Source organism: Nocardiopsis sp. TRM 82005 (genome assembly GCF_056312425.1).
In genome coordinates, this window is the sequence record NZ_JBWDTQ010000005.1 from 315,865 (window position 1) to 337,281 (window position 21,417).

General features: G+C 70.3%; 14 protein-coding genes and 1 pseudogene. 12 read left to right on the forward strand and 3 right to left on the reverse strand.

The window, feature by feature from the left end:
- Nucleotides 1–6: 6 nt before the first annotated feature.
- Entirely contained in the window at nucleotides 7–2,850 is a 2,844-nt protein-coding gene (locus tag AC0T5L_RS03945; protein ID WP_476163952.1) for an AfsR/SARP family transcriptional regulator, read from the reverse strand.
- A 242-nt stretch (nucleotides 2,851–3,092) separates the two neighbouring features.
- Between AC0T5L_RS03945 and AC0T5L_RS03950 the strand changes: the two genes are divergently transcribed.
- The 4 genes from AC0T5L_RS03950 (at nucleotide 3,093) to AC0T5L_RS03965 (ending at nucleotide 11,631) form a co-directional block, all read left to right on the forward strand.
- On the forward strand, nucleotides 3,093–3,476 hold the full coding sequence (locus AC0T5L_RS03950) for a nuclear transport factor 2 family protein (RefSeq protein WP_476163953.1): 384 nt from the start codon (nucleotides 3,093–3,095) through the stop codon (nucleotides 3,474–3,476).
- Between the two features lie 221 nt (nucleotides 3,477–3,697).
- Nucleotides 3,698–4,336 (forward strand): DUF1449 domain-containing protein, encoded by a 639-nt coding sequence (locus tag AC0T5L_RS03955; protein ID WP_476163954.1) that lies wholly within the window; start codon nucleotides 3,698–3,700, stop codon nucleotides 4,334–4,336.
- Nucleotides 4,337–4,549: 213 nt separating this feature from the next.
- Entirely contained in the window at nucleotides 4,550–6,595 is a 2,046-nt protein-coding gene (locus AC0T5L_RS03960; protein ID WP_476163955.1) for an SPFH domain-containing protein, read from the forward strand.
- An 11-nt stretch (nucleotides 6,596–6,606) separates the two neighbouring features.
- Nucleotides 6,607–11,631, forward strand: coding sequence for a DNA repair ATPase (locus tag AC0T5L_RS03965; RefSeq protein WP_476163956.1), 5,025 nt, complete (start codon nucleotides 6,607–6,609; stop codon nucleotides 11,629–11,631).
- A 59-nt stretch (nucleotides 11,632–11,690) separates the two neighbouring features.
- Here AC0T5L_RS03965 and AC0T5L_RS03970 read toward each other — a convergent pair whose 3' ends face one another.
- Complete coding sequence (locus tag AC0T5L_RS03970) at nucleotides 11,691–12,296, reverse strand: suppressor of fused domain protein (RefSeq protein WP_476163957.1); 606 nt, start codon at nucleotides 12,294–12,296, stop codon at nucleotides 11,691–11,693.
- Nucleotides 12,297–12,475: 179 nt separating this feature from the next.
- Here AC0T5L_RS03970 and AC0T5L_RS03975 point away from each other — a divergent pair, with 179 nt between their 5' ends.
- The 3 genes and pseudogenes from AC0T5L_RS03975 to AC0T5L_RS03985 all read left to right on the forward strand — a co-directional run.
- Nucleotides 12,476–13,093: an RNA polymerase sigma factor gene (locus tag AC0T5L_RS03975; protein WP_476163958.1), complete on the forward strand. Its 618-nt coding sequence runs from the start codon at nucleotides 12,476–12,478 to the stop codon at nucleotides 13,091–13,093.
- Nucleotides 13,090–14,208, forward strand: a complete 1,119-nt coding sequence (locus AC0T5L_RS03980) for a CU044_5270 family protein (protein ID WP_476163959.1) — start codon at nucleotides 13,090–13,092, stop codon at nucleotides 14,206–14,208. Before AC0T5L_RS03975 ends, AC0T5L_RS03980 begins: the two co-directional genes overlap by 4 nt.
- A 129-nt stretch (nucleotides 14,209–14,337) precedes the next feature.
- Nucleotides 14,338–14,939: pseudogene (locus AC0T5L_RS03985) on the forward strand (IS5 family transposase); the annotation flags it as partial.
- A 394-nt stretch (nucleotides 14,940–15,333) separates the two neighbouring features.
- On the opposite strand, the gene AC0T5L_RS03990 reads toward AC0T5L_RS03985, so the two are convergent.
- Complete coding sequence (locus tag AC0T5L_RS03990; protein WP_476163960.1) at nucleotides 15,334–15,984, reverse strand: restriction endonuclease; 651 nt, start codon at nucleotides 15,982–15,984, stop codon at nucleotides 15,334–15,336.
- Nucleotides 15,985–16,225: 241 nt separating this feature from the next.
- Here AC0T5L_RS03990 and AC0T5L_RS03995 point away from each other — a divergent pair, with 241 nt between their 5' ends.
- The 5 genes from AC0T5L_RS03995 to AC0T5L_RS04015 all read left to right on the forward strand — a co-directional run bounded on the left by AC0T5L_RS03995 (nucleotide 16,226) and on the right by AC0T5L_RS04015 (nucleotide 21,368).
- Nucleotides 16,226–16,534 (forward strand): transposase, encoded by a 309-nt coding sequence (locus tag AC0T5L_RS03995; RefSeq protein ID WP_476163961.1) that lies wholly within the window; start codon nucleotides 16,226–16,228, stop codon nucleotides 16,532–16,534.
- Entirely contained in the window at nucleotides 16,531–17,007 is a 477-nt protein-coding gene (locus tag AC0T5L_RS04000; RefSeq protein WP_476164097.1) for an IS5 family transposase, read from the forward strand. Before AC0T5L_RS03995 ends, AC0T5L_RS04000 begins: the two co-directional genes overlap by 4 nt.
- 411 nt (nucleotides 17,008–17,418) lie before the next feature.
- Nucleotides 17,419–19,236, forward strand: a complete 1,818-nt coding sequence (locus AC0T5L_RS04005; RefSeq protein WP_476163962.1) for an acyl-CoA dehydrogenase — start codon at nucleotides 17,419–17,421, stop codon at nucleotides 19,234–19,236.
- 112 nt (nucleotides 19,237–19,348) lie between these two features.
- Nucleotides 19,349–19,813, forward strand: coding sequence for an AAA family ATPase (locus AC0T5L_RS04010; RefSeq protein ID WP_476163963.1), 465 nt, complete (start codon nucleotides 19,349–19,351; stop codon nucleotides 19,811–19,813).
- A 715-nt stretch (nucleotides 19,814–20,528) separates the two neighbouring features.
- On the forward strand, nucleotides 20,529–21,368 hold the full coding sequence (locus AC0T5L_RS04015; protein ID WP_476163964.1) for an SDR family oxidoreductase: 840 nt from the start codon (nucleotides 20,529–20,531) through the stop codon (nucleotides 21,366–21,368).
- The last annotated feature ends 49 nt before the right edge of the window (nucleotides 21,369–21,417 follow it).

Genomic DNA, 21,417 nt, shown 5'->3' on the forward strand with positions numbered 1-21,417 from the left:
CCGGGGTCAGCCCCCCAGCTTGGCCAAGGCACGCTCGGCTTCGGCCAGACCCTGCTTGTCACGGATGCGCTCATAGACCCCGCGGGCCCGTTCGAGTATCGGTCGGGCCCGCTCGGTATCGCCTCCCCCAGAGTGCGCCCGAGCCAGGTCGTGGAGTATCAGGGCCTCACCGACCGGGTCGTCGAGGCCCTTGACCAGCTCCAGGGCGCTGCCCAGGTTCCGCAGCGCCGACACGTGGTCCCCGGCTAGCAGGTCGGTCTGTCCGATGAGACGGAGCACCTGGGCACGCCCCCGGATGTCGCCGGTCCGCTCGGCGAGGGCGCGCGCCTCGTCCAGGCGTTCCCGCCCCCGGTCGATGTCGCCTCCCCTGGCCCGCAGGTGGCCCAACAACATCAGACTGCGCCGCTGGCCGCCCAGGTCGCCGACCTTCAGGAAGCCCCTGAGCGCCAGATCACTCTCGGCCAGGGCCGAGGCGTCGTTGCGCTCACGGCGGTCCATGAAGGCCAGGTGGGTGCGGACCAGGGCCTCACCACGGATCTCACCCAGCTCGGCGAACTCGTTCAGGGTCCACTCCAGCAGGCGACGACGGTCGTCCCCGCTGTAGCGGTGGCTGAGCACGTTCGCCAGTCCTTCGGCCAGGGCCGCTGCGCCGAGCCGGTCGCCCGCCGCCGTGACGACCGGTTCGGCGCCGTCGTACAACTCAGCGAGGTCGTCCACGTACCCACGCCGCGTCAGGAACGTGGAGAAGCCCACCGCCAACTCCCAGCACTGCTGGTGCATGCCCTCGTACGCGGCCTGGAACACGGCGTGTCGCAGGTTGGCGCGCTCGGCCTCCAGCCAGGTGTAGGGATCGGCCAGCAAGCGTTCCACGTACCTGCCGGGCGGGGACCACCGCAGTGCGTTCCCGCGCACCTGGAGGAAGTCACCCCCCAGGAGCCGACGGTTGGCCTGGTCCAGCAGGGCCAGCCACCCTCCGAGCAGGCGCTCCAGCGCAGCCCGCCGCTCCTCGGGGCTCACGTACCGGGAGAGCTGCTCGCGCGCGTAGTCGCGGACCAGGTCATGGAACCGGTACAGCGGTTCGCCAGCCGCGTCCACCCCCACCACGTCGAGCATGTGCGCGTCCACCAGCGGTTCGTCCAGGTCCGTGGGGAACGGGGAGCCGTCGTCCAGCAGCGCCCCGGCCGCCCAGGCGGGGATGGTGGGGCCCTCCACCATCCCGATGAGGGCGAACACCTTGCGGTCCTGGTCGCTGAGGCCCTCGTGGGTCAGGGACAGGCTCGCCCGCACGGTCATGTCGCCGTGGCTGAGCTCGTCCAGGCGACGGCGCTCGTCCGCCAACCGGTCCACCATCCCGGCCAGGGGCCAGTGCGGCCGTGCCGCCAGACGGGCCGCGGCGATGCGCAGGGCCAACGGCAGGCGTCCGACCGCGCGGACGAGGGCGCGCGCGGCCTCGGGCTCGGCTCCGACGCGTTCTTCCCCCAGCACGTGTCCGAGCAGTTCCAGCGAGACGTCCCTGGACAGGATGTCCATCTGCACGAGGGTGGCTCCGGAAAGACCCGTGATGCGGACCCTTGAGGTGACGATGACACCACACCGTGTCCCGGCGGGAATGAGGGGGAGCAGCTGGCCCTCCGACGAGGCGTCGTCGAGCAGGACGAGAACCCGGCGACTGGCCAGGATTCCCCGGTACATGGCGGACCGCTCGTCGATGTCCTCCGGGATTCCCTGACCGGGTACGCCGAGGGCACGGAGGAAGCGGGCCAGCACGTCCGCGGGCTCCAGGGGGATCTCGCGGCTGCCCCGCATGTCGCAGTACAGCTGGCCGTCAGGGTAGTGCTCCTCCGCCAGGTTGTGGGCGGTGTGCACGGCCGTGGCGCTCTTTCCGACGCCGGCTTTGCCCATGAGGACGACGAGGCCCACCGAGTCCCGCCGTCCCAGCAAAGCCTCCTCGACGGTGCTCAGCACGTCCTTCCTGCCGACGAAGTCGGCCGTGACGGTCGGTAACTGGTACGGGGTCACGGTGTTCGCGGCGGTCTCGGGCCCCGGCAGCTCCGGTGCGGACCCGAAGCCCTGCCCTATGGCATAGCCCTGCGCCGACTCCCCGGGCGGGTTCAGCACCGGGTCCCCGGCCAGGACGGCCCGCTCCATGTCGCGCAGGCGGCGCCCCGGTTCGAGGCCGAGCTCCTCCACGAGCAGGTCACGGCCTGCCCGGTAGGCCTCCAGCGCCTCGGCCTGGCGTCCGGACCGGTAGAGGGCGAGCATGAGCTGGGCCCGCAGGTTCTCCCGGAGCGGATGGGCCTCCACGAGGGCACTGATCTCCGAGACCAGGTGTGAGTGACGCCCCAGGCCCAGCTCGATCTCGAGATAGGCCTCTGTGGCGTCGACGCGCTCCTCCTCCAGCCGTACGGCCTCGGAGGCGAGTACCTCGTTTTCAGCTCCCCCCAGCGCGGGTCCGCGCCACATACCGACCGTCGCCCTCAGAAGGTCGGCGGCCTCCTCGGCGCGTCCCTCACGGAGCAGGACGGAGGCGTCCTTGATCTGGAGGGAGTGAAGTTGGGCGTCCACCGCCTCCGCCGGGGCGGACAGCTGATAGCCGGGACGCCTAGTGACGATGGTGATCCCGGTGTCCCGGAGGTGCCTGCGCAGGCGGGACACACAGATCTGAACCTGGGTGCGCGCTGTCTCGGGAGGATCATGGCGCCAGAGGGCGTCCACGATCCTGTCGGTGGGCACAACCCGGTTGAGCTCCAGGAGCAGCAGGAACAGGACCACCTGCTGCCGTCCCGGAGGCACACGTACCGGCCCGCCCTCTCCCATGACCTCCAGCGGGCCGAGGATACGGAAAGTCACCTCTGGTGCGTTCTGTTCACGACTCCGGGCTGTGTCGATCGGGAGACCTCCCGCATCAATTTAATTACTCACTGTAAACATGAGAGAACTGACGGGAAAAATGTACCACGGGCCGCTTCGGAGCGACATCAGATCTTCTCCGCGCATCCCCGCGGCCCCGAAGATAGCGAAAGAATAGCGCGACGGTTCCGACGGCCTTCACAATGAAGGCGTCAAAGTCACCGACAGACTTGGGAGGGGCCGTGGTCTATCCGGCGGAAAGGGGGCACGAGCTGGCTGCCAGCGCACGTGCCACAGTGGTCGGACGCGAGCACATCCACCTGTCCTATGGATACCTGGACGACGATGACCCCGAAAGGTACGCGTCTCTGGTAGACCCGGAAGCCCGCTTCCACGGACCGGAGCAGAGCGTGGCACGCGGCCCCCAGCAGGCGGCCGAACTCCTTGGCGGGCTGCTCGGCGGGGGCGGACGCCACAAGCTCCACAGAACCATCGTCGAGAACGGCAGCGCCGCCACGGTCGGCACCCTGGTCGACGGAAACACCATCCGGCATGAATTCGTTGACGTATTCACCATTTCCGAGCACGGCCTCCTGCTCTCCTGGAGACGATTCCATGCTGCCTGACGGCTTTCGCCACAGGTAATCATAGCCAAGAGAAAAACGGTACCAAACCGACAGGAAAAGGACAGGACGCAAACGGTTTCACGGCGCATACCCCCTGGTGTGCGCCCTCTCTCCGGGAGGATGGCCACAAGCGGCCACCGGTGGTACCCGCCCGTGTCCCGGGAGCTGGAGGTCGGTAGAGTTCCGGCACGGTCGGCGCGTTCGAGGGCGGAGGTAAGCGGATGGGGCTGTTCCTGAGTACCGCCTTCGGGTTCCCCACGGTGCTGTTCACCCCGCTGCTGATCGTCGCCGCCGCCTACTGGTTGTTCGTCGTGATCGGCGCCGCCGACTCCGAGATGCTCGACAGCGCGGACGGCTCCGGCGACGCCGCGGGCCTGAGCGCGGTCATGGTCAGAGCCCGCATGGGGCGGGTCCCCGTCACCGTGGCGCTGAGCATGCTGGTCTGCGTCGCCTGGTTCGTGAGCATGATGGGGAGCATCGTGACCAGCCTTCTGGAAACCACTTCCACCCCGCTGCTGATCGCCCTGGGCACGGTGGTCCTGCTGATCGCGGTCGTGGTCGCGTGGGCGGTCACCAGCGGCCTGGTCATGTCGGTGCAGCGGTTCCTGCCCGAACGCCGCGGCGACTCCAAGCACGAACTGGTCGGGCGCACCTGCACGGTCCGCATCGGTGAGGCGAGCGAGGGCTTCGGCCAGGCCGAGATCACCACCGCGGGCGGCGCCTCGATCTCCGTCCCGGTGCGCACCACCGGCGGCGAGGTCCTGCCGGTCGGCAGCACCGCTCTGATCTTCGACCACAGCGCCGAGGACGACGTCTTCCTCGTCACCTACTTCGACTCGGCGCTGGACCCCGGCCAGTAGGACGCCCCTGCCTGTAGAGCACCGGCAGGACCTCTTCCGCGAACGCACGGACCGCCGTGCGCCGCGCCCGTGGGAGACGCTCTGCCCCGCCCCTTCGCACGGCGCCGGGCCGCGACGCGGAACCGTTCCCCGCCTCGGTGCGTCACAGTTCCGGAGCGCCCCCTCACAACGCTCTCCCCTCTACACACGTCACTCGCAGAAAGAGACCCCTACGTGTTTCTGAGTGCCACAACGAACGGGCAGGAGGCGGCGGACGCGGCCTTCCTGACCGTGGGCGTCGCCATCGCCGTCGGCGTCGTCGTCCTACTCGCCCTGATCCTGATGGTCACCCGGCTCTTCCGCAAGGTCGAGCAGGGCAAGGCCCTGATCATCTCCAAGATCCGCGACGTCCACGTCACCTTCACCGGCTCGATCGTCCTTCCGGTCCTGCACAAGGCCGAGATCATGGACATCTCGCTCAAGAGCCTGACGCTTGAACGCGGTGGCCGCGACGGCCTGACCTGCAAGGACAATATCCGCGCGGACATCAAGGTGTTCTTCTACGTCCGGGTCAACGAGACCGCCGAGGACGTCAAGAAGGTCGCCAAGGCGATCGGGACCGAGCGCGCCAGCGACCAGGACACCTTGCAGGAGCTGTTCAACTCCAAGTTCTCCGAGGCCCTCAAGACCGTCGGCAAGCAGTTCGACTTCGAGGAGCTGTTCACCCAGCGCGAGGAGTTCCGCCAGGCGATCGTCTCGCTGATCGGCACCGACCTCAACGGCTACATCCTCGAGGACGTCGCCATCGACGAGCTGGAGCAGACCCCGCTGCACCAGCACGACGCCAACAACATCCTCGACGCGCAGGGCATCTCGAAGATCACGGAGCGCACCGCCAAGGAGCACAAGCGCACCAACGAGTTCGAGAACGACCGCAAGAAGGAACTCGACCGGCAGAACACCGAGACCTCCGAGACCCTCGCCGAACTGGAGAAGCGACGCGAGGAGGCCTCCGCCAAGGCCAAGCGCGAGATCGAGATCATCCGCGCCCGCGAGGAGGCCGAGACCGCCCGCGTGCAGGCCGAGGAGCGGCTCAAGGCCGAGACCGCCAACCTGCGCACCGACGAGACCCTGGGTGTCCAGCACCAGAACCAGCAGCGTGAGGTCGCGGTCGCCGAGAAGAACCGCGAGCGCGTCATCGCCATCGAGACCGAGCGGATCGAGAAGGACCGTCTCCTGGAGGTCATCGGCCGCGAGCGCGAGACCGAGCTGAGCAGCATCGCCAAGGACAAGGAGGTCGAGGGCGAGAAGCGCGAGGTCGCCGACGTCGTCCGCGAGCGCCTGGCCGTCGACCGCACGGTGGCCGAGCAGGAGGAGGCCATCAAGAAGCTGCGCGCCGTCGAGGAGGCCGAACGCGAGCGCCAGGCCGTCATCATCCAGGCCGAGGCCGAGGCCCAGGAGAACCTGGTCAAGGACATCAAGGCCGCCGAGGCGGCGGAGGCCTCCGCCAAGCACAAGGCCGCCGAGGAGCTCACCCTGGCCGAGGCCCGCCAGCAGACCGCCGAGCTGGACACCCGCGCCAAGATCCGCCTGGCCGAGGGCCTCCAGGCCGAGGCCGCCGCGTCCGGGCTGGCCGAGGTCCAGGTCCGCCAGCAGGACGCCGACGCCCTCGAGAAGGTCGGCCGCGCCGAGGCCACCGTGTCCCGTGAGAAGGCCCAGGTCGAGGCCGAGGCCATCGAGCAGAAACTGCGCGCCGAGGCCGCGGGGCTCACCGACAAGGCCGATGCCATGTCCGCTCTGGACCAGGTCAGCCGCGAGCACGAGGAGTACCGCCTGCGGCTGGACGCCGAGAAGGAGGTCCGCCTGGCCGGGATCGACGTGCACCGGCAGGTCGCAGAGGCCCAGGCCACCGTGCTGGCCACCGGCCTGGAGAGCGCCGACATCAACATCGTCGGCGGCGACGGCGCCTTCTTCGACCGCATGGTCAACTCCATCGGGCTGGGCAAGGCCGTGGACGGCTTCGTCGACAACTCCCAGACCGCGCAGGCGCTGGGCGGCAACTGGCTCAACGGCGGGGGCAGCTTCGCCGAGGACATGCGCAGGGTGCTGGAGTCGGTGGACACCGACGACGTCAAGAACCTCACCGTCTCGGCGCTGCTGCTCAAGCTCATCGGTGCGGGCGGACCGCAGGCCGACAAGCTGGACGGCCTGCTCGGCACCGCCCGTTCCCTGGGCGTGGACAAGCTGCCCGCGACCGCCCTCGCCCCCGCCAAGCAGTGAGGTAGCCCTCCGTGACCGAGGCCCTGTCCCAGGAGACCGAAGGCACCGGGCCGGACGCCGATGACGCGCGGTCGCTGGACGCGGGCACCTACGAGGTGCTCCGCGCCCGGCTGCGCGAGCAGACCGGCGAGCTGGCCCGGCGGACCGAGGAACTGAACGCGCGCCGGCTGGAGGTGTTCGGCGGCACCGAGCTGACCCTGCTCGGCACCGAGCGCATCCGTACCGAGCACAACTGTGTGCCCCGGGACATCGCGAGCGTGGGACGTTCCGTCGGATCCGGAGCCGACGGCGCCGTGATCCTTTTCGGCTACAACGTCTTCATCGGTATGCAGCGCGAGACACACGTCTCCGACGTGTTCTCGCTGCACCGGTACGAATGCGACGGTGACGGCTTCTCCTTCGCCGACGCCCCCGGGGACGCCGTCCCCGGGCTGCTCTCCGACGAGCGGTTCCAGCAGGATTTCGGCCAGCTCTACCGCTACTACCGCGACGCGCACCTGCTCCAGCTGCGCCGGGTCGAGGAGCAGCTGCTGGCCGTGTTCCAGACCGGCCCGAGAACCGAGGACGTGCGGGTGCTGCGGTGGTCGGTCTCGCCCGCCGGCGAGATCGCCTACCTCGACGCCCGGGGGGAACGCGACCACGTGTTCCCGCCGTCGCACGACTTCACGTGGGTGGAGACCACCCGCGAGGACCACGTGACCGGCCGTCATCCGCACATCTCGATCCTCGACGAACTGTTCGTGGAGACGGTCGGCGGCGACCTCACCATCAAGGTCGAGAACAACACCGAGGTCGGCGCGGGCATCTACAGCGAGCCCGTGAACGAGCCGTTGCAGAGCCTGGCCGACGCGTCGATGCACTACGCGCGGGTGGGCGCGCTCGTCCTGCTGCGCGTGCGGCCCTACAACGAGACCGAGTGGCGGCACCTGGTCTTCAACACGCGCACCAAGGAGGTCGAGCGCCTCGACGGCATCGGCCAGTCCTGCCAGCGCCTGCCCGACGACCAGGGGCTGATCTTCCCCGGCGGCTACTACCTGGCCACCGGGGTGGCGCGGACGTTCGACACCGACGTCACCGACCTGGAGTTCGAGCGCCTGGTGCGCTCGCCCAACGGCGAGGACGTGCTGTACGTCTTCCACTCCCGCGCGGACGGCCGCAGCCTGCTGCTGCCGTACAACACCATCCGCAAGGAGGTCGCCACCCCGATCGTCTGCCACGGGTACTCGCTGTTCGACGACGGCACCATGACGGTGTTCCGGGACGGCTCGGGCGAGCCGACCCGGGTGCACCCGATGCAGGTGTGGCAGACCCCGTACGTGTCGGACGTGTACGCGGCGGCGCAGCCGGTGGGGACCGGCCCGCTGGAGCGGATCGGCAACGCCGAACTGGTCCGGGGCGTATCCGAGTGCCTCTCGGTGACACGGATGGTCCAGGACATGCGGCCCTCCACCGAGGTGTTCGAGGCCCTCATCGCCGCCTGTCGTCGGGTGTCCGACCAGTTCCACTGGCTGGGCGAGGAGAGACTGGGCGACCTGGCGGCGCCCCTGTCGGAGGTGCGGGCCACAGCCGCGCGGGTCCTGGAGGAGTTCGAGACCGTCCAGTCCCTGACCAGGCAGGCCGCCGAGACCCTGGCCGAGGCCGAGGAGAGGACGGTCTCGCTCATCCGGACGGCCCGCGGGCAGACCCCGCGGTCGGCGGAGGGCTGGGTGTCGCGGCTGACCGAGCTGCGCCGCGCCCAGGGGCAGGCGGCCACGCTGCGCGAGATGCGCTACGTGGACACCGGCCGCCTGGACGAGCTGGACGGCAAGCTCTCAGAGGAGATCGCCGCGACCGGCCGCCGCACGGTGGCCTTCCTGGAGCAGGGCGAGGCCTTCGCCGGGTACCACGACGAGGTGGACCGGCTGATCGCGGACGCCGAGGGCATCGAGGCGGTCAGCGCGGCGACGGCCGTCGGCGAGCACATCGCCGAGCAGACCGAGGGCCTGCAAGTGGTCACCGAGGTCGTCGGTTCGCTGGACATCGGCGACGCCCAGGTGCGCACGCGCATCCTGGAGCGGGTCAGCGAGGTGCTCGCCGGGATCAACCGTGCGCGCGCCACGCTGGAGACGCGGCGCAAGGAGCTGCTGGCCCTGGAGGGGCGGGCGGAGTTCGCGGCCGAGTTCGCGCTGCTGGGGCAGGCGATCACGGGAGCGCTGGCCGCCGCCGACACTCCGGACCGGTGCGACGAACAGCTGGGGCGCGTCATGCTCCAGCTGGAGAACCTGGAGTCGCGGTTCGCCGAGTTCGACGACTTCCTCGGGGAGCTGGCGGACAAGCGCGAGGACGTGTACGAGGCGTTCTCCACCCGCAAGCAGACCCTGGTGGACGAGCGGGCGCGACGTACCGACCGCCTGGCCACGTCGGCGGCCCGCGTGCTGGAGGGCGTGTACCGGCGGGTCGCGACGCTGGGCACGCTGGAGGACGTCAACACCTACTTCGCGTCGGACGCGATGGTGGCGCGGCTGCGCCGCACCGTCGAGGAGATGCGCGAGCTCGGCGACACCGTACGCGCCGAGGAGCTGGACGGGCAGATCATGGCCGCCCGGCAGGAGGCCGGGCGGGCCCTGCGGGACCGCGCCGACCTGTTCGAGGGCGGCGCGGGCGGCGAGACGATCCGGCTGGGCAGGCACCGGTTCGCGGTGAACACCCAGCCGATCGACCTGACGCTCACCCCTCATGGCGGGGAGATGTCGGTGGCGATCACCGGCACCGACTTCCGGTCCCCGGTCACCGATGAGGAGTTCGGGCGCACCCGGCACATGTGGGACCGGGTGCTGGTGTCGGAGAGCCCGGAGGTGTACCGGGCCGAGTACCTGGCCGCGTCGATCCTGGCCTCGGCCGAGGAGGGTTCGGACGGGCTGTCGCTGGAGCGGCTGCGCGAGGCCGAGGTGCACGACGAGAACGGGTCGTCGCTGCTGGCGGCCGTACGCGGTGCGGCCGAGTCCCGGTACGACGAGGGGTACGAGCGGGGCGTGCACGACCACGACGCCGCCCGGATCCTGTCCGCGCTGCTGCGGCTGCGCACCGGTGCCGGCCTGCTGCGGTATCCGGGCGGGACGCGTGCGGCGGCGCAGCTGTTCTGGGCGTTCGGCGCCGCCGAGGAGCGGCGTTCGGCGTGGCGTACCCGGGCGGGTTCGCTGGCCCGGGCCCGTGAGGTGTTCGGGGTGCGAAGGTCGGCGGCGGTGGACGGCCTGCGCGCGGAGCTGGCGGCCGGCGTGGACGGTTTCCTGACCGACACCGGACTGCACCAGGACGCCGACCTGGACCTGGTGGGTGAGTACCTGTTCGAGGAGATCTCCTCAGACGTACCCGGTGAGCGGGGGTTCGTGTCCGGTGCGGGCGCCCGCCTGCTGCTGGACCGGTTCCACCGGGCGCTGGGCAGTGCGCGGGAGACCACGCGCAAGGCCTTCGAGGAGGACCTGCGCGAACTCGACGGCGATCTGGCGGCACGCCACCAGCTGGTGACGGCCTGGCTGGACGCGTTCGCGACCACTCTGGAGGACGTGGACCCGGGCGACCTGCCCGAGGCCGCCGCGATCGAGCTGGCCGCCGTGGACCGGTACGAGTCGTCGGCGGCCGTGCACGAGAGTGTGGGCGGGCTGCTGGGCTCGCACCCGCGCGTGCGCGAACGGTCCCTGGAGGTGCGGCTGGACGAGTTCCTGCCGCGTACCCGACGGTTCCGGTTGGAGGAGGTACCCGCCTACCGGGACTTCCAGCGGCGCAGGAACGAGCTGGTGGCGGCCGAGCGCGAGCGCCTGCGGCTGGAGGAGTACCGGCCGAAGGTGATGAGCGGGTTCGTCCGCAACAAGCTGCTGGACGAGTCGTACCTACCGCTGATCGGCGACAATCTGGCCAAACAGCTGGGCGCGGCCGGAGACGGCAAACGCACCGACCAGAGCGGCCTGCTGCTGCTCATCTCCCCTCCCGGATACGGCAAGACCACGCTCATGGAGTACGTGGCCAGCCGTCTGGGACTGGTCTTCGTGAAGATCAACGGGCCCGCTCTGGGGCACGCGGTGACCTCGCTGGATCCGGACGAGGCACCGGACGCCACCTCCCGCCAGGAGGTCGAGAAGATCTCCTTCGCGCTGGAGATGGGCAGCAACACGATGCTGTACCTGGACGACATCCAGCACACTAACCCCGAGCTGCTACAGAAGTTCATCTCGCTGTGCGACGGGCAGCGCCGCATGGAGGGCGTGTGGAACGGGCGGACCCGGACCTACGACCTGCGGGGCAAACGGTTCGCGGTGTGCATGGCCGGCAACCCCTACACCGAGCGGGGGAAGCGGTTCCGGATCCCGGACATGCTGGCCAACCGCGCCGACGTGTACAACCTCGGCGACGTGCTGTCGGGCAAGGAGGAGCTGTTCTCCCTGAGCTACATCGAGAACGCGCTCACCTCGAACCCGACCCTGGCACCGCTGTCCGCCCGGGACCGGGACGACGTGTACCGGTTCGTGCGGATGGCCCAGGGGGATGACTCGGTGGGCACGGACCAGCTCAGCCACCCGTACTCGGCGGCTGAGGTGGACCGGATCGTTTCGGTGCTGCGCAAGCTGCTGCGGGTGCAGGAGGTGGTGCTGGCCAACAACCAGGCCTACATCGCCTCGGCGGCGCAGTCGGAGGACGCGCGCACCGAGCCGCCGTTCCAGCTCCAGGGCTCGTACCGGAACATGAACCGGCTGGCGGAAAAGGTCGTACCGGTCATGAACGACGCCGAGGTGGAGGCCGCGATCGACGACCACTACCTGGGCGAGGCGCAGACCCTGACGTCGGGCGCGGAGGCGAACCTGCTCAAACTCGCGGAGCTGCGCGGGGTGATGACCCCCGAGCAGGAGGCCCGGTGGACGGAGGTCAAGGAGGCCTTCCGCCGGGGCCGTGCGCTGGGCGGCGCCGACGACGACCCGATGGCCCGGGCCATCGGCGCCGTGGGCCTGCTCGCCGACCGCGTGGGCGAGATCGGCACCGCGATCGGGCGTACGCGGGAGGAGTAGCCGCACCGCCGCGGGCCGTCACCCCTCGTGGGCGGCGGCCCGTCCGCGTCGGTGCGCGGTCACAGGCGAACGGGCTCCCTGCCGGGGTCGGTGAGCAGCTTCGGGTCACGGTCGCGCAGGACGGCGACGAGCGGGGCGGCGGTCTCCGCCTCCTGGACGTCGGAGCCCTCCCCGGCCGTCAGGCCGACGAGCTGGAAGAAGAGGACGATCCCGTTGGGGGTGTCCATGGCCCGGACCTCGACGTCGGGGACGATGACGAGGGAGGTCATGTCGCCGTTGGCGGGATCGCCGCCGAGCGGGGACGGGGTGACGATCCAGTGGCCGACGTCCAGGTCACTGCCCGAGAGGAAGCGGTCGGCCAGGGCGTGGAGGACGCGCAGGATCCAGGCGGGGACGGTCTCGTCCCCGTCCTCGCGCGGGATCCGGCAGGTGAACTCGAAGCCCGCGCCGGAGACCCGGGGCTCCTTGCTGGTCTTCTCGCCGAGTTCGGTCAGGCCGAAGGTCACCAGCAGCCAGTGGCCTTCGAGGGGGTAGGCGAGCACCCCGTCGAGGCCCTCTCCCGAATCCTCGCCCGCCGGGAACTGGACCGTCAGCGGCTGCACGTCGGGGTACCGCTCCGCCCACTCCTCGTAGATCCGGATGAGTCCGGGCAGCATGTCCAGCATCGTGTCGTCGCTCTCCAGGTCGGTGGCCGTTCCTCGTCCGAGGATATGAGCGTGCCGGGAGCGCCTGGCCCGGTGGCGGCCGGACCACGAGGGGGCCCGGTGGGCTCCGCCCGGATCGCCGCGTAACACTCGGGGGCCGAGGCGACATGTAGGGGGAACGATACGGAGGACCACCCCGCATGAGCACTGACCACGTACCCGGCGATCGCGACGGTCCGCCCGGGGAAACGGAGTTCCGGAGCTTCTTCACCCGCCACTACCGGGCCGTGCACGACTACGCCTGGCGGCGCGTCGGCCCGTCGCTGGCCGACGACGTCGCCTCGGAGGCGCTGCTCGTCGCCTGGCGGCGCTTCCACGAACTCCCCGCGAACCGCCCCCTGCCGTGGCTGTACGGCTGTGCCCGCAGGATCGTCATGGCCAAACTGCGGCAGAGGCGCGACCGCGGCGAGGCGTTCGGCCCACTCGACGACGAGCGATCGGCGCCACCCGGGTCGGACACCGCCGACACGGTGGTGCGCCGGGAGAGTGCCCTGAGCGCCCTGACCGCGCTCAACCCGGCCGAACGGGAGTTGGTGATGCTCGTGACCTGGGAGGGCCTGAGCTCACGGGAAGCGGCACGGGTCGTCGGATGCACACACGCGGCGGCCCGGGTGCGCCTGTACCGGGCCCGAAGACGCATCGAGGCGCACATGTGCGGGGACGGAGCCGAGGCTCTACGCACCCGTACGGCCGGTTCCGTCCGCGCCACCGCGACCAGCGTCCCCGTTACCGGTACCAGTGTGGAGGAAACGCGATGAACGACGTCCGCGAGTTGAGGAGACTGGTCGGAGCGCACGACCCGCGCGCGGGTGCCGTGGTGGGCGACGAGCAGGTGTCGCGTGCCGTGGACGCGGCGGCGATGAAGCTGGGCGGGGCCTTCGAAGAGCGCGGCGAGCGTGCCCGCCGGACCCGCGCGCCACGACGGGGGTGGATGGCCGCGGCCGCTATGGCGACCGCGACCGCCGTGCTGAGCGGAATCCTCGTCCTGGGCGCGGAAGAGGGGATCGGCCCCTTCGCTCCTGCCCGGGCGTACGCGGAAGAACCCCCGCCGCTGCTCGTGGAGCCCGTCGACCCCGTCGACGGCACAGAGGCACTGCTCGCGCTAGCCGGGACCGCCGGGACAGCCGAGGTCCCGGCCGCCGGATCAGGCGGCATCGCCCACATCCGCACGTCGCGGATGGACCTGCTGATGGTGAACGGCACGAGCAGCGGGGACCGAAGTTCCGGCTTCGTCCCCGCGGAGGCGGAAGCTTGGTACGCACCGGACGGCTCCTACCGGGAGGTCTACCGTCCTGAGGCGCCGAAGGACCTGCGCGGCGACTACGAGGAGCACCTGGAGATCCTGGACAGCGGCCCGGAGGACCGGGCCTACCCAGCGGGCTCCCTGGGCGGGCAGATGCGGCCCGGAGCGCTGCCGACCGATCCGGACGAGGTGGCCGAGGCGTTCGCCATGGCCCCGCTGAACGGGGGGCCCGGCGGGAACCACGATCCGGACGATCTGCGGGTGTTCATGACGGGGTTCGGATTCTACCACGATCGGCTGCCGCTGGGTGCGCAGGAACGTGCGGCGGTACTGCGCGCGCTGGCCGAAGTGCCGGAGTTGCGTTACGTCGGCCGGGCCGACGACCGCGAGGGCCGGAGCGGGCTGCTGTTCGAGGCGTCGGTGGAGTCGGACGGTATGAACCCGGCGCTGCGGTACCGCGTGCTCTTCGACGAGGGCACGGGCGCGCTGCTGTACCGGGAGGAGCAGCAGACCAGTGAGGAACCGGTGGGCGAGCCCCTGTCCGCCTTCGGGCTGGAGCCACCGGTTCTGACGTCCTACGTCACCTACCTGGAGTCTGGCTGGGTGGAGGACCTGGAATCGCGCCCCTAGGCACTGTTTTTTGGAAGTGAGAGCGGAGCAGGGTCTGCTCTGGCAGGGTGGGTGAACGTGCCCGGACGCCATGAACTCACCGATATCGCCGACCGGCTGCGGATCGACGCCGCCACCGGCGAAGAGCTCATCGCGAGCGTGGACTCGACCACGGTGCGGGCCCATCAGCACGCCGCCGGGGCGGCGAAAAAGGGGACCGGGTCCGGGACGAACCGGACGGGGCCGAAGCACTGGGGCGCTCCCGGGGCGGGCTGACCACCAAGATCCACCTGCTCTCAGACCAGCATCGGCGCCCGTTGGTGCTGGCCACCACCCCGGGCCAGCGCGGGGACAGCCCCATGTTCGAGCCCTTGATGGGCGCTCTCCGGCTGCCGCGCAGTACGGGCCGGCCGCGCACCCGCCCGGACCGGGTGCTGGGCGACAAGGCCTACTCCAGCCGCGCCAACCGGGCCCACCTGCGCCGCCGCAAGATCAAAGCGACCATCGCCCAACCCAAGGACCAGCGTGAGCACCGCCGGCGCAAGGGGTCGGCGGGCGGCAGGCCCCCGGCCTTCGACCAGGTCGCCTACCGCGACCGCAACACCGTGGAGCGGTGTATCAACCTGCTCAAGCAGAACCGGGCGGTCGCGACCCGCTACGACAAGCGGGCCGCGATCTTCGACGGGACCGTGCAGGTCGCCTCGATCCGGATCTGGCTTCGAGACCTCACCCGTTCAAAAAACAGCGCCTAGTCGTGGCCCTGAGCGTCCAACAGCGCCTGCCGCTCTTCTCCCGCGGTATGAAAAACCCCAGGCACGCCCGCTGCCGGTTGTTTGGCTTCTCCGCGATCGCGGTCGGATACGGCTGGTGCTGCGCCAGGATCGCGTGGAACCGGGTCTGGCGGTCCACCAGGGTGACCACCGCCGTCTTGCCGTCCTTGCCGAGGACGGGTCGGGTGGCGGGGACGCCTCGCCACCGCGTGGAGCGGGGCGCTGGACCACTCCCGTGACCACGACGCCCCCGGACCCCAGAGGCCGAAGTGCGGCCGCGCGCGATCACGCCATCGCGGCGCTGAAGCGCTACACGGGAGTCCATCCGCCCGGGTCAGCGGGTAGGACCGGGCCGACCGGGACGACCGGACCGGTCCTACTCGTGCCCGCGACCGCGGTCGCGGAGCAGCCGCTCCGCGGTTCTGTTCACCACGCGCACCGGGTAACCCCCCGTGAAGTCGAACGCGAACAGGGCGACACCGCGTTGGTCGGCGTACTCGACGGCGGCGTCCGTGTAACGCGAGGAGGTGAAGAACACGGCCACGTCACCGACCCGGGCCGCGCCGACCAGCTGCTGCACCTCAGGGCGCCCAACGCCTTTGGAGTCGTAACGTTTGACCTGCACGGAGATACCCGAGGCGGTAACATCGATCCCCGCGTCACCCGACGGAGGCGTGGCCCGGGCACCCCGGAAACCCTGGCTCCGCAGCCACTTCGCCACGAATGTCTCGGCCTCCGTGGGCGTGTGGATCCGCGTCCGTGCGCGCTCCCGCGCCTCCTGCTTCCTCTTCCGCTCGGCTGCGGCCTCCTCGTCCATCACACGCGCCAGCCAGCCCTTGGGCCGGGCCGCCGCCGTGTCCTGGCCCTTTTTCGCCCGCCTGCGCCTGCGCAGAGCGGCGAGCGCCCAGTACAACAGCAGGCCGCCCACGGCCGACGGCCCGAGAGCGTCGATGAGAGCGGGCTCCTCGGAGCGGTATTCCACGAACAGGGCGGCGGAGAACGCCACCGAGACCAGGACGAGGACCACCGTGGATCGTTCTGGCCCGGTCCGGATCGCGGGCGAGTTCGCCTCGCCATCCGAAGACGACGCGGGGGATGAGGGTGAGGGGGATGGTTCTGGAGTCACTCTGTGTCCTCTGCTTCCGAGGATGCCGACTCTTTGCAGCAAACCAAGAAGAGATCAAATAAGGAAAAATTGAGCATATAAGACATATCTTGACCGCGCCCGGACGCGGCCACTGCCGGGCTCGCCATAGGGCGACCGACCCTTGCTCGCCCTGCTCATGCCCCCGAACCCGCGCAAGGGCAAGAAGTGGGCCGACCACCGCCGCCTCGTCAACGGCATCCTGCTCCGTGCCCCCGCCGGCATTCCCTGGCGGGACCTGCCTGAGCGCTGCGGCCCCTGGGAGGCCGTCGCGGGCCGTCACCGACGCTGGTGCATCGACGGCACCTGGCAGCGGATCGCCGACCGGCTTCGCATCGACGCCGCTACCGGCGAGGAGCTGATCGTAGGGATCGACTCCACTACCGTGCGGTCCCATCAGCACGCCGCCGGAGCGGCGAAAAAGGGGAAATAGAATGGGAGGAACCGGACGGGGACGAGGCCCTGGGCCGCTTCCGGGGCGGGCCGACCACCAAGCTCCACCTGCTCGCCGACTCCCGCCAACGGCCCCTGGTCATGCTCTCCAGCCCGGGCGAGCGCGGGGACAGTCTGATGTTCGAGCCGTTGATGGCCGCGTTGCGGCTGCCCCGCCGTGTGGGCAGGCCCCGGACCCGTCCGGACCGGGTGCTGGGCGACAAGGCCTACTCCAGCCGGGCCAACCGGGGCCACCTGCGCCGCCGCAAGATCAAAGCGACCATCACCCAACCCAAGGACCAGCGTGAGCACCGCCGTCGAAACACCGTGGAGCGGTGTATCAACCTGCTCAAGCAGAACCGGGCGGTCGCGACCCGCTATGACAAGCGGGCCGTGATCTTCGACGGGACTGTGTTGGTGGCTTCGATCCGGATCTGGCTCCGTGACCTCATCCGTTCACAAAACAGTGCCTAGCGGTTGGACTTCCGGTGTGGGTGGCCAGGACCCGTCCGCGGTTCCCGGAAGACGTACTGAGCGCTCCACCACAGGGAAGGGCCTCCCGGAAACCCCGGCCAGGCACCCGTAGAGCCCGCAGCGGCGCTCCGCCCCCTGGGGCCGGGCGCCGCTGTCAGCTCTACCCCTGGGACGCGCGCCACCCGCACGCTCCGCACCGCCTCCGCCACGCTCTCTGGGAGCGCTTCCATAGCCTGCTCCCGTATACGGCTCCTCTTCCGGCTACGTGAACTCCGCCCCCTTTTGTATCCCATGGGCTACAACTCCCTCCCCCCACTGGCGCACGTGGCTACTCGGTAGTAACATTGGTTTGTTACTAGTCGGTAGATCCGCGTGTACAGACACCGCGGCCGGGACACAGCGGAGCTGTCCATGACGCATTACAAGAGCAACCTGCGCGACATCGAGTTCAACCTCTTCGAGGTCTTCAAACGCCAGGACGTACTGGGCCAGGCCCCCTTCGAGGAACTCGACGAGGAGACCGCCCGCACGATCCTGGACGAGGTCAACCGCCTCACCACAGGTGTGGTCGCCGAGTCCTTCGAGGACGCGGACCGCAACCCCCCGGTCTTCGACCCGAAGACGAACACCGTCGCGATCCCCGAGAGCCTGAAGAAGTCCTACAAGGCCTACATGGACGCCGGCTGGTACAACCTCGACCTCCCCCAGGAGCTCGGCGGCCTCGGCGCCCCCCGCTCCCTGGTCTGGTCCGCCGCGGAACTGGTCCTCGGCTCCAACCCCGCCGTCCACATGTACTCGGCAGGCCCCGGCTTCGCGAGCATCCTCTACTCCGAGGGCAACGAGAAGCAGAAGGAGTTCGCCAAGCTCGCCATCGAGCGCGGCTGGGGCGCCACCATGGTCCTGACCGAGCCGGACGCGGGCTCGGACGTCGGCGCGGGCCGCACCAAGGCCGTCGACCAGGGTGACGGCACCTGGCACATCGAGGGTGTGAAGCGCTTCATCACCTCGGCCGAGCACGACATGAGCGAGAACATCTTCCACCTGGTGCTCGCGCGCCCCGAGGGCGCGGGCCCCGGCACCAAGGGCCTCTCGCTCTACCTGGTGCCGAAGTACCTGGTCAACGAGGACGGCTCGCTCGGTGAGCGCAACGGTGCCTACGTGACCAACGTCGAGCACAAGATGGGCCTCAAGGCCTCCACCACCTGCGAGCTGACCTTCGGCGACAAGCACCCCGCCATCGGCTACCTCGTGGGCGACAAGCACGACGGCATCCGCCAGATGTTCCTCATCATCGAGTACGCGCGCATGATGGTCGGGACGAAGGCGATCGCCACCCTGTCCACCGGCTACCTCAACGCGCTGGAGTACGCCAAGGAGCGCGTGCAGGGCAACGACCTGGCCGGAGAGAAGAACTCCCCCAAGGTCACCGTCACCCACCACCCGGACGTGCGCCGCAGCCTCATGACGCAGAAGTCCTACGTGGAGGCCATGCGCGCCCTGGTCCTGTACACCGCCACCCAGCAGGACGCGATCCAGATCGCGCACGAGGCGGGCCAGGACGTCACGGAGCTGGAGGCGATGAACGACCTCCTCCTGCCGATCGTCAAGGGCGTGGGCTCCGAGCGCTCCTACGCGCTGCTCTCCGAGTCCCTCCAGACCCTGGGCGGCTCCGGGTTCTTGCAGGAGTACCCGATCGAGCAGTACATCCGCGACGCCAAGATCGACACCCTCTACGAGGGCACCACGGCCATCCAGGCCCAGGACTTCTTCTTCCGCAAGATCGTGAAGAACGGTGGCGCGTCCCTGGGCAAGCTCGCCGGTGAGATCAAGGACTTCGCGCAGAGCGACGCGGGCAACGGCCAGCTCAAGGAGGAGCGCGCCCTGCTCCTCGAGGCGACCGAGAACGTGGAGAAGATCGTCGAGCTGATGGTCGGCCACGCGATGGGCTCCGCCGAGGACAAGCGCGAGCTGTACAAGGTGGGCCTGAACTCCACCCGCCTGCTCATGGCCTTCGGTGACGTCGTCCTGTCCTGGCTGCTGCTGCGCCAGGCCGAGGTCGCCCTGAACAGCACCGACGGCGCCAGCGACGAGGACAAGGACTTCTACACCGGCAAGATCGCCGCCGCGCGCTTCTTCGCCGAGCAGTTCCTGCCGCGCATCGCCGCCGAGCGCCGCGTCGCCGAGGGCGTGACCCTGGACCTGATGGAGGTCCCCGAGTCCGCCTTCTAGGACACCGGACCCGCGACGGGCGGGACGGCCTCCGGGCCGCCCCGCCCGTTTCGTGTGCGGCCTCCAGCGCGCGCGGGCGGCCTCCAGCGCGCCGGGGCCCGACAATGGGGATATGGAACGTCCGGAGATGGCGCTCTTCGTGGGGCTACAAGCGTCGGGCAAGACCACCTTCTACCGCGCTCACCTCGCGGCCACCCACCTACACGTCAGCAAGGACAACTTCCGCAACGCCCGGAGGCCCCAGCGACGACAGCTGCACATGGTGCACGAGGCACTGGAAGCGGGGCTCAGCGTGGCCGTCGACAACACCAACCCCTCTCCCGAGGAGTGGCGGCCGCTCATCGACGCCGCCCGGGAACACGGCGCACGGGTCGTCGGCTACTGGTTCCCTCCGGACCTGGCGCTCTCCCTGGAGCGCAACGCGGCGAGGCGGGGACGGCTCCGGGTTCCCGACGTGGGGGTCCACGCCACGTGGCGGCTCCTGCGCCGTCCAGGCCGGGCTGACGGGTTCGACGAGATCCGCACGGTCGTCCCCGACGGTTCCGGCGGGTTCACGATCCGGCGGGACCGGCCGTGACCGCTCCCCAGCCCGGCCCCTCCCCCGCCGGCCGGGCAGTGCCGAGCCATCCCACAACCCCGCGAACTCCGTCCCCTTCCGGGGCACCAGCCACGCGGCTGAGACCACCCCGCCGTCGGCCTCGGCGACCATGACGACGGTGTCCTCGGGGCCGGCGGCGATGCGGGCGACCAGGTCGTCACGCAGCCAGCCCGTGTCACCGCCCCGCACACGCGACTGCATGTCGGCGGTCCGGCGCAGGTCGGCGTCCTCGTCCACCCGGCTCAGGACGGTCCCGGCGGGCGGCACGGAGGCGGAGGCGGCCGTGTCGGTCCGGCCGACCATGACGGTCTCGCGCTCCTCCGGCGCGAACCCCGCGGCGCGGAGCCGCTCGGGCAGGCCCCGGGCAGGTCATGCCCGTACGCCTTCCACTCCACCGGCTCCCCGCGTGCCGCGAAGTAGTCACGTTGCCGGGCGACCAGCCGGTCCGGCCCCTCCCCGCGCGTCCCCGTGTCGGGCGGCGCGCCGACGAGCCCCCGGTGTCGGCCGACCAGGCGCGTCACCGGGCCGACCCTACAGTTGTCGCCGCACCGGGCAACCGGTTTTCCGGGGGCGCCGGGAGGGGCGCTCCACGGCCCCGGCCCGCCGATCGTCCCACGTGTACGGAAGGTCGCGCTGGGTAGCCGCACACCCGAGCGCATGCGCCGCCGGACGGCGCACGGAAGGGGGCACAGGCATGGCACGACCCGACGACGACCGCGTCGAGGGGGCGCGCGAGTTCGACGACTACGACCGTGTGGCGCTGGTGACCGGTGCGGACAGCGGGATCGGCCGGGCGACCGCGATCCGCCTCGCCCAGGAGGGTTTCGACGTCGGCGTGACCTTCGAACTGGACGAGGAGGGCATCAGCCGGACCGAGACCGAGATCCGTGAGCTCGGCCGCCGGGTGTCGATCCGCCAACACGACCTCACCGACCCCGTGCGGGGCTCGGAGGCCATCACCGAGCTGATCGAGGATCTCGGAGGCGTGGGCGTCCTGGTCAACAACGCGGGCACCGGCTCCGAGGAACCGCTGCTGGAGACGGACTACGAACGCTGGCGCGAGGTCCTGTCCGTGGACCTGGACGGGTCCTTCCTCTGCTCGAAGATCGCGGCGACGCACATGCGCGACGCCGGCCGCGGCGGCCGCATCGTCAACATCACCAGCGTCCACGAGGAGTATCCGAGGGTGAACGCCGGCGCCTACTGCGTCGCCAAGGGCGGGGCCAAGCTCCTCACCCGCGTCCTGGCCCTGGAGTTGGGGCTGTACGGCATCACAGTGAACGCTGTGGCACCGGGCGAGATCGCCACCCCCATGACCGGCCAGCACGAGGAGGAGCCCGCACTGGACTCGCGCGCCGGGTATCCGCTGTCCCGGCCGGGACATGCCTACGAGGTGGCCGGGGCCGTGGCCTTCCTCGCCAGACCGGAGGCGTCCTACGTCACCGGGGCCTCGCTGTTCGTGGACGGCGGCCTGTCGCTGATGGGCCCTCAGGCCGGCGGCGCACTCCAGGACGCCACCTGGCGCGCGGGCTGACCGCTCGCTGACCACTCGGGCCGACCGCTCGGACCGCCGGCCGCACGTC

Excerpts from the sequence above, each read along its gene's own strand:
- AC0T5L_RS04005 (WP_476163962.1), top strand. The coding sequence starts at position 17,419 with ATGACGCATTACAAGAGCAACCTGCGCGACATCGAGTTCAACCTCTTC.
- AC0T5L_RS03975 (WP_476163958.1), top strand. The coding sequence starts at position 12,476 with ATGAGCACTGACCACGTACCCGGCGATCGCGACGGTCCGCCCGGGGAA.
- AC0T5L_RS03970 (WP_476163957.1), bottom strand. The coding sequence starts at position 12,296 with ATGCTGGACATGCTGCCCGGACTCATCCGGATCTACGAGGAGTGGGCG.
- AC0T5L_RS03955 (WP_476163954.1), top strand. The coding sequence starts at position 3,698 with ATGGGGCTGTTCCTGAGTACCGCCTTCGGGTTCCCCACGGTGCTGTTC.
- AC0T5L_RS04010 (WP_476163963.1), top strand. The coding sequence starts at position 19,349 with ATGGAACGTCCGGAGATGGCGCTCTTCGTGGGGCTACAAGCGTCGGGC.
- AC0T5L_RS03980 (WP_476163959.1), top strand. The coding sequence starts at position 13,090 with ATGAACGACGTCCGCGAGTTGAGGAGACTGGTCGGAGCGCACGACCCG.
- AC0T5L_RS04015 (WP_476163964.1), top strand. The coding sequence starts at position 20,529 with ATGGCACGACCCGACGACGACCGCGTCGAGGGGGCGCGCGAGTTCGAC.